We start from the raw sequence: 12,425 nt of genomic DNA on the forward strand, positions 1-12,425 counted from the left end.
ACGGTGGCTCCTCATCGTCGTCGACGGCGCAGCGGGCGCGGTCCCGGCGAGGTGCGGATCATCGCGAGCCGGGACCCCGCCCACTGATGCCAGCATTCCGCAGTTGCAAGATTTTGGCAATAAGGAAATGATCACCGGCCGCCTCCGGCAGCGCCGGCCTCCGGCCGCCGTCGCGCCGGGGAACGACCGTCGGTTGCTCCACTCCCTACAATCGGGGGACCGCCGGATCCCGTCCTAGGGGGACACGTGCCACCGTCCAAACCCAGCAAGCGGCCGGTTCGGCGCCGGCCGAAGGCAGCTCCGGCCACGCCGGCGCCGGGCCCGGACGAGAGCGCGCCGACAGCGAAAGGCGGACGACCCACCGGCGGGGCCGGCCCCCGGCGGCGGGGCACCGAGGCGCCGGGCGGCGCGCACGACGCGGCCGCCCAGGAGGGCAACCAGCGGCCGTTCTCGCGTCGGGGCCTGCTGTGGGCGGCCGGCGGCGGGGTCGCGACCGCGATCATCAGCGCACTGGTTTCCGAGCTGGACGACCGGCTCACCTCGCCCGGGCAGGCGGTGCGGGACGACCGCGCGGTGGAGGCCGCCAAGCGCGAGGATTCCCGGCGGAAGGGTCCGCTGTCGCTGAACGCCTACTACTACGACCGGTCCGACGACGCGACGATCTGGGTGGCGGCGAGGCCGCTGACCGCCGACGTCCGGCGCAGGCTCGGCACGGCGGCGTTCTGGCTCGACGACGGCTTCGAGGGCGGTATCCGCGCGGTGCTGGGCGCCAGCGACGAGCACCCGTACCGGCTGTTGACCCGGGTGCGACTGTCGGTGGTCGGGCAGTGGTCGGCCCCGGTGTTCGTCACCCAGATCCGGGCCCGGGTGCTGCGCCGCTCGGCGCCCCTGTCCCACGCGTACGTCTTCCAGCAGAGCCAGGGCGGCGGAGAGCCGCTGAAGATCGGGTTCGACCTCGACGAGCCCGACAGCATCGCGCGGGTCATCGGGCCCGACGGGCGCCTCGGCGGGGCGTACGTCGACGACCGCTCGCTGACCCTGACGCCGGGTGAGCCGCTCACCATCGATGTGCAGGCGCAGACGGGCCGGTCGTACTGCGAGTGGGCGATCGAGTTCGACCTCGACCTCGACGGCGAGCAGCGGGTCGTCACCGTCGACGACGACGGGCGGCCGTTCCGCAGCACCAGCCTGGCCAACCACTACCAGGACCGGTACCACGCCAGCATTACCGGCGGCCTGGCCTTCGACGGCGCCGGCCCGTTCGTGGCGCGGATATGAGCGCCGCCTGGCGCCGGCGCGCCCTGCTTCTCGCGACGTGGGCGGTGGCCTGGGCGCTGGCCTTCGCCGCGCTCCACACCCTGCTCGGCGACGGCGGCGACGACCGCCCGGCGGGGCCGCCCCGGGCGGCGGTCCCGGGAGGTCCGGCCCCCGCCGGTACGACACCGGGCGGCGCCGACGCGGTCGAGCTGACCGCCGCGCTCGAGGGCACCCGGTACAGCGACGAGCTGACCTTCGAGGTCACGGAACGGCAGGCCCGGACGGCCCCACCGCCGCAGGTGCGGGACTGCCGGCAGTTCGCGTCGTGGGCGCGCCGGAACGAGGCCGTCCCCGTCGGCGGCGAACCCGTGCACGTGCTGACCGTACGCGCCGGACGCAGCGTGGACGTGGCGGTCCACAGCGTCGTGGCGGTGCCGGTCGCGGAGGTCCCGCAGGACCGGGAGCGGGGCCCACGGGTCGAGTTGACCTGCCGCGAGGCCGGTCCCACCCCCACGGTCACGCCCGACGTCCGAAAGGACCGCGGGCCGCACGTGCTCGTACCAGGGCAGGCGATCCGGCTGCTGGTCGACCTGGACGCCCCCGAGCCGGCCGGCCTACCGTTCCCGAGCCGCACGCGGGACTACTACCTCCGCGTCGACCTGGAGGTCGACGGGGTGACGCAGGTCCGCGAGCTGCGCGACGAGGCGGGCGGATACTTCCGCTGCTGCGGCCGCATCACGTACATGGGCTACCTGGCCGCCCGGTACGAGTGGACCCTCTCCCCCACCCCCACGCTCCGCTACTGCCCGGAACTGCGATGGGTCGACGAGCCGCCGCCGCGGGTCTGCCAGGCGCGGAGACCGGGCTGAGCCTCGCGGCGTGACCGTCGCCGGCCCGGCCACCGGCCGCGGCGTCACCCGGGGCACCTCGGCAGCCGTCCAGCCGGCCCGCGCCTGCCCCGGCGCCGGCCGCCGTCAGAAGGAGGGCACCGGCACCGGGGCGGTGGAGGATCGCCTGATCAACTGGGCGGGAAGCTCCACATGCTCCGGATCGGGCCGGTCGTCGGCGTCCCTGTCCCAGGCCGGGCCGTTGGCGATGCGGCGCAGCAGCAGGCCCGCGGCCCGCGCGCCGAGCTCGTAGCTCGGCTGCCGCACGACGGTCAGTTGGGGTCGGACGACCGTGGTCCATTCCTGGTCGTCGAAGCCGACCATCGAGATCTCGTCCGGGAACCGTCGCCCACTGGCCTGGATGGCCTGGTAGGCGCCGATGGACAGGACGTTGTCCGTGGCGAAGACGGCCGTCACGCTCGGGTCGGCGTCGAGCAGCTTCTTCATGGCGCGTGCCGCGATCTCGCGTTGGTATGGGGCGTGCACGACGAGCGCCGGGTCGATGTCCAGCCGGGCCGACCGCATCGCGAGCACGTACCCGGCGAGCCGCGCGGCGCTTGGCCGCATGGTGCGGCAGTCGCTCAGCCGGTCGGCGACGTACGGCAGTTCACGGCCGGCCTCGGTCAGGACGGCGATCCGCCGGTGTCCCTGGCTGAGCAGGTGCCGGACAGCCGTTCGGGCGCTGGCGGCATTGGCGATCATCACGCTGTCCACGTCCGGCCGGTCGGGGACCGGGCGGTCCAGCAGGACGAAGGGCAGCCGGGCGTCGCGCAGCGAGTCCAGGTGTTCGGTGTCGGCCGGTGAGCCGGTGGCGATGATCGCGCCGTCCACCCGCTTCTCCAACAGCACCCGCACCGCGTTGCGCTCCGCGTCCAGATTGGAGTCCGTGTTGAACAGCAGGACCTCGTAGCCGGCCGTCCGGACCTTGTCGACGACGCCGCGCAGCGCCTGGGCGAAGAACGGGTTGCCGACGTCGGTCACCACCACGGCGATGGCCTGCGTCGATCCGTTGATGAGGCTGCGCGCCAGGCCGTTGGGCCGGTAGCCGAGCCGTGCCGCCGCGGCGCGGACGCGTTCGGCCGTCGCCGGGCTGACCTGACCGTACCCGCCGAGGGCGCGGCCGGCGGTGGCCGTGGACACGCCCGCCTCGGCGGCGACCTCGATCAGGCTCGGTTCCCGTGTCTGGTGCTCGCGCTCGCGCATCCTCATCCCCGTCGTCGGGTGCCGGAAAAGTCCCGCTCGGCTGTTTCGGGGCCGGTCGACCCGCCGTCTCGGCCCGCGGGAAGTGGCTCGAAGGAATCTTCCCGGTGGGTCTTGACGGCGTCAAGCCAGCCTGAGAACCTTCTCGGCAGCCCGCCAGAGAAGGTTCTCAGACGGGGTGCCAGACGAAACACGTTAAGGAGCGCGTCCCATGCCGTTCACCGCGGTCGAGCCGATCCCGCTCGCAGCAGACCTCGTGTCGACCCTCGAGCACACGGTCGCCCAGGCCGAGAAGGCGCGGGCCTTCGCCCGCGAGGTCGTCGCCGAGGGCGTCACCAAGATCTTCCTCATCGGTTGCGGTGGCTCCTTCTACTCGACGTTCCCGGCGCTCGACCTGATCGAGACCTCGACCGTGGAGCTCGTCGCGGCCAAGATGACCAGCGCGGAGCTGATCCACCGCCGGCTCGCCGGGCTGGACTCCACCTCCCTCGTGGTCGCGTCGTCGCACTCCGGGGCGACGGCGGAGACGCTCCAGGCGGCGCAGATCGCCCGCAAGGCGGGCGCTCGGGTGGCGGCCATCGCCCGCGCCGGGGACAGCCCGCTCGCCGAGGTCGCCGAGGTGCTCTTCGACTACCCGAGCAACGTCACGGTCACCGAGCCGAAGGCGATCCACTTCACGCAGATCGCGCTCGCCCTGCTCGAGGCGGTCGGCGACGTGGCCGACGCCGACGAGCGCTGGCAGGCGATCTCGGCCATCCCGTCCGCGATCCCGGCCGCGAAGGCAGCCGTCGCCGACCTCGGTCGGTCGGTCGCCCGGCGCTGGAGCGACGCCGATCTGGTGTACGTCCTGGGCGCCGGCCCGAACTTCGGCGCCGCCAACGCGCTCGCGGCCTGCTACCTGCAGGAGATGAACTGGCTGCACGCCTCGGCCGTGCACGCCGGGGACTTCTTCCACGGACCGTTCGAGATGCTGGGGCAGCGCCCGGTGCTCGTGCTGGTCGGCGAGGACCAGACGCGGCCGATCGCCGAGCGCGCCGTCACCTTCGTCAACCGCTACTACGAGGACGTCGACGTACTCGACTCCCGCGACTTCGCGCTGCCCGGCGTGCCGGACGCGCAGCGCGGGCTGATCAGCCCGCTCGTCGTGGCCAGCCTGAGCCGGCGGCTGCTGGACTTCGTGGCCGCCGAGCGGGGCCACGACACCGCCGCCCGGCGGTACATGTACAGGGTCGACTACTGATGCGCCTACTCGGGGCCGGCGACAACGTGGTGGACCGCTACCTCGACACCGGCGTGATGTACCCGGGCGGAAACGCGGTCAACGTGGCCGTGTACGCCCGCCGGTGCGGCGCCGAGTCGTCGTACTGGGGGCGGGTCGGCACCGATCGGGCCGGCGACGTGGTGCTGACCGCGCTGCGCGCCGAGCAGGTCGACGTGTCCGGCGTCCGCCGGGTGCCCGGCGCCAACGCCCACGCCGACGTGGTCGTCGTGGACGGTGACCGGATCTTCAAGGACTCCGACGACGGCGTTTCCGACTTCGAGCTGACCGACGCCGACTACCGCCGGCTCGGCGACTTCGACGTGGTACACACCGCCTACAGCGGGTCGCTGATCGAGGCGGTGCCGCGGATGGCGGGGCACACCCGGGTCTCGTTCGACTTCTCCAACCGCTACGCCGAGCCGTACGTCGCGCGGCTGCTGCCGCACCTCTACCTCGCCGCACACTCCGGATCGGACCTCGACGACGAGCAGGTCGAGGCACTGCTCGCCGACGGCCTACGGCGCGGCGCCCGGCACGTCCTGGTGACGCGCGGCGGCGCGGGCGCCCGCCTCGCCACCGCCGCCGGAGAGTTCCGGCAGCCGAGTGTCGCCGCCGACGTGGTGGACACGATGGGCGCGGGGGACGCGTTCATCGCCGGGCTGCTCACCGGCCTACTGGCCGGGGAGTCCCCCACCGCGGCGCTGACCCGCGCCGCCCGTACCGCGGCCGGCGCGTGTGCCGTCTCGGGCGCGTTCGGTCACCCGGCCCCCATTCCCGCACCTCTTCTCCCGCACCCGCAAGGAGAGCGTTCATGACTCTGCGCATCGGTGTCGATACCGGTGGCACCTTCACCGACATCTGTGCCTACGACGAGACCACCGGCGACGTGCACGTCCGCAAGGTGTCGAGCACCCCCGACGACCCGGGCCGGGCGATCGTGACGGGCGTACTCGAGATCCTCGAACAGATCGGTGGGCGCACCCCGGAAGAGGTCAGCTACTTCGCCCACGGCACCACCGTCGGCACCAACGCGCTGCTCACCTACCGTGGGGTGCCGACCGCGGTGATCACCACCCGGGGCTTCCGCGACCTGCTCGAACTCGGCCGGGGCCGGCGTCCCCGCCTGTACGACCTGCAGGCCGACAAACCGGAGGCCCTCGCCCGCCGGTCGGCCCGGTTCGAGGTGACCGAGCGGGTCCGCCACGACGGACGGGTCGAGACACCGCTGGACTCCGTCGACGTGCGGCGCGCCGCCGCCGCCATCCGGGACCTGGGCATCCGCTCGGTCGCCGTGTGCCTGCTCTACAGCTTCCTGCGCCCCGAGCACGAGCGCCGGATCCGGGAGATCCTGCACGCCGAGCTCGGCCCGGACGTCTTCGTCACCCTCTCCTGCGAGGTGCTGCCGGAGTTCCGCGAGTTCGAGCGGCTCTCCACCACCGTGGTGAACGCGTACGTCGGGCCTGTGGTCGCCGACTACCTGGCCGCGCTGCGCAGGCGGCTCGGCGAGATCCGGCTGGGCGTCACACCGCACGTGACCCAGAGCAACGGCGGAATCATCCCGTTCGAGGCCGCCGAGAAGTTCCCGGTCCGGATGGTCCTGTCCGGACCGAGCACGGGCGTCGTCGGCGCCGCCGGTATCGCCACCGCCGCCGGTCACCCGGACATCATCACCTTCGACATGGGCGGCACGTCCTCCGACGTCTCACTGGTGCGCGACGGCCAGCCGAAGGTCACCAACGGCATGGAACTGGACGGCCGGCCCATCCGCAGCCCCATGCTCGACATCCACACCGTGGGTGCCGGTGGCGGATCCATCGCCTGGATCGATGCGGGCAACCACCTGAAGGTCGGGCCCGCCAGCGCCGGCTCCGACCCCGGCCCCGCCTGCTACGGCAAGGGCGCCGAGGCCACGGTCACGGATGCCAACGTCGTGCTGCGCACCCTCAACCCGGACTACCTGCTCGACGGCCAGATGGCGATCGACTCGACCGCCGCGGAGAAGGCGGTCGCCAACCTCGCCGGCCGTCTCGGGCTCACCGTCGAGGCCGCCGCCCAGGGCATCATCCGCGTCGTCGTGGCCAACATGGCCCGGGCCATCCGGGTCATCTCCGTCCAGCGCGGCTACGACCCCCGGGACTACACCCTGGTCCCGTTCGGTGGGGCCGGGCCGCTGCACGCCTCGTGGCTCGCCCGGGAGTTGGGGATCTCCACCATCCTGGTCCCGCCCACCCCCGGCGCGCAGTCGGCCCTGGGGCTGCTGATGACCGACATCCGGGCCGACTTCTCCCGCACCTCGATCCGCCCCCTGGACGCCGCGCACCTGGCCGGGATCCGGGAGCTCCAGGCCGGCCTGACCGCGCAGGTCGACGACTGGTTCGTCGCGGAGCAGGTGCCCGACGACGCCCGCCGGCTCGAGTACGCCATCGAACTGCGCTACGTCGGGCAGAACTACGAACTGCCGGTGCCCCTGCCCTCCGGGCAGCTCACCGAGGACCTGCTGCCCGAGGTGCTGGAGCGGTTCGCCATCGAGCACGAGCGCCTCTACGGCTACTCGTCGCCCGGTGACCCCGTGGAGGCGGTCACCTACCGGGCCCAGGGCATCGGGCAGGTGCCGACCGCCAAGCTGGCGACCCGGATCGCCGCGGGCGCCCCGGTCGAGGACGCCCGGATCGGCCACCGCGACCTGCGCGTCGCGGAGGTCGGCGGCCGGGCGACCGTTCCGGTCTACCACCGCTCCCGCCTCGAGCCGGGGCACCGGATCACCGGGCCGGCACTGATCGAGCAGATGGACACCACCACCGTGGTGCTCCCCGGCGACGAGGTCGCCGTCGACGAGCACCTCAACCTGATCGTCCGGGTCGCGCCGGAGCAGGCGTCGTCAGCCGTACCCACCTCCACTTCCTCGGCCACCGGAGCACAGCGATGAGTACAGAAAACGGCGTCGACCCGATCCTGGTCGAGGTGACCGGCGCGGCGCTCGCCTCGATCGTCGAGGAGATGGGCGAGACCCTGGTACGGGCCGCCTTCTCCAGCAACATCAAGGAGCGGCGCGACTGCACCGCCGGCCTGTTCGACGCGGCCGGGCACATGACCGCGCAGGCCGAGCAGGCCTCACCGGTCCACCTCGGCTCGCTGATCGGCGTGGTCTCGGCGGTGCTGGAGCGCTACCCGCTCGAGGCGATCGCGGAGGGGGACACCTTCCTCAGCAACGACCCCTACTCCGGCGGCGGCTCCCACCTGCCCGACATGGTGCTGGTCACGCCGATCTTCGTCGACGGCGAGATCACCGCGTGGGCCGCGAACCTCGCCCACCACGCCGACTTCGGCGACCGGGGCCACGCGCACATCTTCCAGGAGGGGCTACGCATCCCGCCGGTGAAGCTGATCAGCCGGGGAGAGATGAGCGAGGCCATCTTCCAACTCGTGCTGACCAACTGCCAGGTGCCACACGAGCGCCAGGCCGACTTCCGGGCCCAGCTCGCGGCGAACCGCCTGGCGGTCGCCCGGTACCTGGAGCTCGCCGGCCGCTACGGCCGCGACCGGCTGGTCCGCACGACGGCCGCCCTGCTCGACTACACCGAGCGGCGTACGCGGGCGGCGATCGAGTCGATCCCGGACGGCGAGTACACCTTCTCCGACCGGTTCGACTGCCCCGAACTCGACGACGAACTCGAACTGTCCGTCCGGATCACCGTCGCCGGCAGCGACATCACCCTCGACCTGCGGGACAACCCGAAGCAGGTACGGGCTTCCGTCAACATGGTCTGGACGGCGCTGTACGCCACCGTGTACTACGCGATCAAGACGCTGGTCGACCCCGACGTGCCGTCCAACGCCGGGCTGCACCGCCCGATCAGGATCCGGGCCACCGAGGGGACGATCGTCAACTGCGTCGCCCCGGCGGCCGTCAACGGCCGCACCGAGACGTGCCAGCGGGTGGTCGACCTGATCCACGGCGCGCTCGCCCCGGCGATTCCCGATCGGGTCACCGCCGCCAGCAACGGCGCGAACACCGGCGTCCACTTCTCCGGCCTGGACTCGCGGACCGGTCGGTACTTCGTCTACCTGGAGACCATCGGCGGCGGATCCGGCGCCCGCGCCACGAAGGACGGTCTGGACGGCGTGCAGGTCCACGTCACGAACACGTCCAACCTGCCGGTGGAGAGCCTGGAGACGGAGTACCCCCTGGTGATCGAGGCGTACGAGCTGGTCCAGGACTCCGGCGGGTCCGGCGAGCACCGGGGCGGCATGGGCATCCGCCGCACGGTGCGGGTGGAGGAGCGGGACGTGCAGTTCTGGCTCGACACCTCCCGGCAGAAGTCCGCTCCGTGGGGCCTGTTCGGCGGCGAGCCGGGGGCCAGCGCCCGGGTGGAGCTCTCCGACGGCGCGCGCCCCGTGGAACACGGACACACCATCCTGCAGCCCGGCGACCGCGCCTCGATCATCACCGCCGGCGCCGGCGGCTACGGCCCGCCGGCCCGCCGCCCCGCGAGGCCGTCCGACGCGACGTCGCCGAGGGCGTCATCTCCGAACAGACCGCCCGGGCCAGCTACGGGCTCGACCTCTGACCCATCCCCCACCCCCTCGCAAGGAGTCGACACATGACGAACAGATTTGCGCCCGCCGCGGGCGCCGGCGCGGATCGCGCCGCCGCTGCCGGGCTCTCCCGGCGGTCGTTGCTGCGCTCCTCGGCGGCGGTCGCCGCAGCGCTCGCGGTCGGCGGGCCGCTGCTGTCCGCCTGCGGCGGCAGCGGTGGATCCGGCGCCTCGGGCGGCTCGGGCGGCACCCTGGTCTTCGGCCTCGACAGCGACGTGCCGAACCTGCAGACGCCGCAGAACCAGGGCAGCGCGTCGATGATCCTCAACGCCGTGCTGCACCGCGGCCTGGTCGAGTACGACGCCAAGGGCGAGGTGACGCCGGCCCTGGCGGAGAAGTTCGAGACCACCGACTCGCAGACGTACACCTTCACGCTGCGCGACAACCTGAAGTTCCACGACGGCAAGCCGGTCACCGTCGACGATGTCAAGGCCTCGCTCGAGTTCATGACCCAGGAGGCGAAGACGCCGAAGCTCTACCCGGCGACCAAGGGCATCGAGAGCGTCACGACGCAGGGCGACAAGACGGTCGTCGTCAAGCTCAAGGCACCCGACGCGTCCTTCCTCGCGTACCTCGCCGACGTCAGCGGCGCGATCCTGCCGAAGGAGACGCTCGGCCAGCAGGCGCCGACGTACGTGGGCGCCGGACCCTTCAAGTTCGTCAGGTACGAGAAGGGCGTCGCCTTCGAGGTGGAGAGGTTCGCCGACTTCCACGCGGCGGACCGGACCAAGCTCTCCAAGATCCAGTTCAAGATCCTGCCGGACCAGTCCGCCCGGGACAACGCCCTGCTCACCGGCACCGTCGACGCCATCTCCTTCGTCGGCTGGAACGACTACGACCGGGTCAAGCAGAAGAGCGACCTGGTGCTCGCCGAGACCGAGGGCCCCTTCATGTACCTGGTGTTCAACACCAGCGAGGGCCCGTTCAAGGACGCCCGGGTGCGGCAGGCGGTCGCGTGGGCGGTCAACCGCCAGAAGGTCGTCGACAGCGCCCTGGCCTCCCGGGGCAAGCCGCTGGCCGGCATGCCGATCCCCGCGTCCAGCGAGTTCCACGAGGCCGACCAGGCCAGCTACTACACGCTCGACCAGGCCAAGGCCAAGGCGCTGCTGGCCGAGGCGGGGTACCCGAACGGTTTCAAGGCCCGGATGCTGTCGTCCTCGCAGTACGACTTCCACCAGAACACCGCGGTCAGCGTGCAGGCCGACCTCAAGGCCATCGGCATCGACCTGGAGATGAACCTCCCGGACTGGCCGACGCGGCTGCAGCTCGGCGCGAAGGGCGAGTACGACATCGCCGTCTACGGCCAAGGCCGGGTAGTTAGGGCGTTGCGGCTGCTGTCAAGCGGGGTTTGCGGGGTTTGCGGGGTGGGGATGGTGTGGGTGGTGGGAGTGGTTCGGTGGTGTCGTCGTGGATGGTGATGGCGAGGTTGGTGATCTTCTGGTTGGTGGTGGGTCTGCCGGGTGGGTGTTTGGCGTAGCGGGACAGTGGTGATTTGACGCGGCGGGTGCTGGTGCGTGCTCGGCGTGGTGGGAGGAGTTCAGCGAGGACGGCGCGGCCGATAGCGCCGGTGAGGTCGGTGTTCTCGGGCAGGACGTCGGCGGCGTTGGTGAGTTGTTCCCGGGCGGTGTGCAGGGCGATGGTGAAGCTGGCCCGGTCGGGGTCGGTCCCGGGCCGGGTTTCGGTGGCGTGGACCATCGCGGTGCGCAGCGCCTGGTAGACGGTCAGCAGTGCCCACAGTTCCTGCTGGATGCCGGTCGGGTCGCCGGAGCGCAGGATTCGTCCGTGCAGGATGGTGTGGCGCAGGGCGTAGTACGCCGATTCGTGTTCCCAGCGCTGGTGATAGAGCTCGACCAGGCGGTGTGCCGGGTGCCGGCGGGGGTCGCGCAGGGAGGTGACGAGGCGGTAGACGCCGGTGTAGGTGGTGGCGTCGGCGCAGGTGACGGTGACGGTGGCGTCGATGACCCGGACGGGGACGTGGTTGAGGACGCTCAGGTATGAGCCGTCGTCGAGGCGGGCCAGGACCGGCAGGCGGCGGTTGCCGCGCAGCCGGCCCAGGAATTGGGCGCCGGTGCCGGCGACCGCGGTCAGGAACATGTTGGAGTCGAAGCCCTTGTCCCACAGCACGAGCATGCCGGCATCCAGCAGATGCAGCAGTTTGCTGGCGTAGCTGGTCTCGCCCTCGGCGGTCGGTCCGAACACCGCACCGAGCATGCCGCGGGTGCCGGTCTCGACCAGCGTCATCAACTCCACCGCCGGGTAGCCGTTTCCGGTGCGTTTGCCGAGCCAGGCACGGTTGCGGGCGGTGTCGGCGGTGCGTTGGGAGGTACAACCGTCGAAGGACACCGTGCGATAGCGGCCGAACCGCACCCCGGGAGTGTGTGGCTGCGCGAGAGGCCCGGCGAGGACCTCGAAGAGGGCCTTCACCGGAGCGGGACCGACGCGGCGGCGCAGGTCACGTAGCCCTTTACCCGATGGGACGACCACGACCAGCCCCACCAGCCCGGCGATCATCTTGGCCCAGACCCGCCGGTAGCCGACCTCCGGGAACAGGCACATCGCCAGCACGAAGTACACCCCGACCCGGGACGGCAGGTTCCGTAGTCTTGCCTGCACCGTACCGGTCTCGGCCAGCACCGCATCGACGAGTTCAAAGGGCACGATCGAGGTGAGTTCCCCGAGATGGCCCGGGGCGAACACTCCCGCCGCGACCCGGACAGTGCGGGTGATGGCGGCCACAGTGCGGGACAGGGCAGAATGATCCGGCAACGGAACTCCCGGGCAGAAACGGTGGATCTTGGTCGACCGCCAGTTCTACCGGAGTTCCGTTGCTTTTACCGCCCCCGGGCCCATCGGCTTGACAGCCACGCCCGCCGCCTAACTACCCGGCCTTGCGTCTACGGCACGGTCGGTGTCTGCAACGACCCGGCCTTCCTGGAGCAGATCCTCACCACGGCCGGCGCCCAGAACGCCTCGCACGGCTACGACAACCCGAAAATCAAGGAGCTGCTGGACAGCGCCAAGCGGGCGGCCGACCCGACCGAGCGGAAGAAGCTGTACCGGCAGCTCGGCGAGCTGGTGCTCACCGAGGCCCCGATCGTCGGCCTGGCCTGGCGCTCCCAGGCGTACGGATACAAGAAGGCCGTGACCGGATTCTCGAACATCCCCGGCTTCCTGACCTTCGAGTCCGGCTACACCCTCGCCGGCACCGCCAAGGCCTGATCGCC

General features: G+C 71.7%; 10 protein-coding genes. 8 read left to right on the forward strand and 2 right to left on the reverse strand.

Going from position 1 to position 12,425, the window contains the following annotated elements; genetic code table 11:
• Positions 1–246 precede the first annotated feature (246 nt).
• Together JD77_RS27715 and JD77_RS27720 are read left to right on the forward strand one after the other, a co-directional pair.
• Positions 247–1,278, forward strand: coding sequence for a hypothetical protein (locus tag JD77_RS27715; protein ID WP_145776827.1), 1,032 nt, complete (start codon positions 247–249; stop codon positions 1,276–1,278).
• Positions 1,275–2,126 carry a hypothetical protein gene (locus tag JD77_RS27720; protein WP_145776828.1) on the forward strand — a complete coding sequence of 284 codons (852 nt, stop codon included), beginning with the start codon at positions 1,275–1,277 and terminating at the stop codon, positions 2,124–2,126. The genes JD77_RS27715 and JD77_RS27720 overlap by 4 nt, the downstream gene beginning before the upstream one ends.
• A 105-nt stretch (positions 2,127–2,231) precedes the next feature.
• Here the strand turns inward: JD77_RS27720 and JD77_RS27725 are convergent, their stop codons facing one another.
• Positions 2,232–3,347 (reverse strand): LacI family DNA-binding transcriptional regulator, encoded by a 1,116-nt coding sequence (locus JD77_RS27725; RefSeq protein WP_145776829.1) that lies wholly within the window; start codon positions 3,345–3,347, stop codon positions 2,232–2,234.
• A 208-nt stretch (positions 3,348–3,555) separates the two neighbouring features.
• Between JD77_RS27725 and JD77_RS27730 the strand changes: the two genes are divergently transcribed.
• Genes JD77_RS27730 through JD77_RS27750 form a run of 5 tightly spaced genes read left to right on the forward strand, consistent with a single transcriptional unit; the run spans position 3,556 to position 10,619 of the window.
• Positions 3,556–4,584 (forward strand): SIS domain-containing protein, encoded by a 1,029-nt coding sequence (locus tag JD77_RS27730; protein ID WP_145776830.1) that lies wholly within the window; start codon positions 3,556–3,558, stop codon positions 4,582–4,584.
• Positions 4,584–5,420 carry a PfkB family carbohydrate kinase gene (locus JD77_RS27735; protein ID WP_145776831.1) on the forward strand — a complete coding sequence of 279 codons (837 nt, stop codon included), beginning with the start codon at positions 4,584–4,586 and terminating at the stop codon, positions 5,418–5,420. The genes JD77_RS27730 and JD77_RS27735 overlap by 1 nt, the downstream gene beginning before the upstream one ends.
• On the forward strand, positions 5,417–7,531 hold the full coding sequence (locus tag JD77_RS27740) for a hydantoinase/oxoprolinase family protein (protein WP_145776832.1): 2,115 nt from the start codon (positions 5,417–5,419) through the stop codon (positions 7,529–7,531). Before JD77_RS27735 ends, JD77_RS27740 begins: the two co-directional genes overlap by 4 nt.
• Entirely contained in the window at positions 7,528–9,210 is a 1,683-nt protein-coding gene (locus tag JD77_RS27745) for a hydantoinase B/oxoprolinase family protein (protein ID WP_211372703.1), read from the forward strand. The genes JD77_RS27740 and JD77_RS27745 overlap by 4 nt, the downstream gene beginning before the upstream one ends.
• Complete coding sequence (locus tag JD77_RS27750; RefSeq protein ID WP_145776833.1) at positions 9,207–10,619, forward strand: ABC transporter substrate-binding protein; 1,413 nt, start codon at positions 9,207–9,209, stop codon at positions 10,617–10,619. Before JD77_RS27745 ends, JD77_RS27750 begins: the two co-directional genes overlap by 4 nt.
• Here JD77_RS27750 and JD77_RS27755 read toward each other — a convergent pair.
• A complete protein-coding gene (locus JD77_RS27755) occupies positions 10,519–11,967 on the reverse strand; it encodes an IS4 family transposase (protein WP_170286341.1) in 1,449 nt (482 codons plus the stop codon). The two genes, JD77_RS27750 and JD77_RS27755, sit on opposite strands and share 101 nt — an antisense overlap.
• A 21-nt stretch (positions 11,968–11,988) precedes the next feature.
• On the opposite strand from JD77_RS27755, the gene JD77_RS27760 reads away from it, so the two are divergent.
• Complete coding sequence (locus JD77_RS27760) at positions 11,989–12,420, forward strand: hypothetical protein (protein ID WP_145776834.1); 432 nt, start codon at positions 11,989–11,991, stop codon at positions 12,418–12,420.
• The last annotated feature ends 5 nt before the right edge of the window (positions 12,421–12,425 follow it).

The organism is Micromonospora olivasterospora, from assembly GCF_007830265.1.
Classification (GTDB): Bacteria; Actinomycetota; Actinomycetes; order Mycobacteriales; family Micromonosporaceae; genus Micromonospora; species Micromonospora olivasterospora.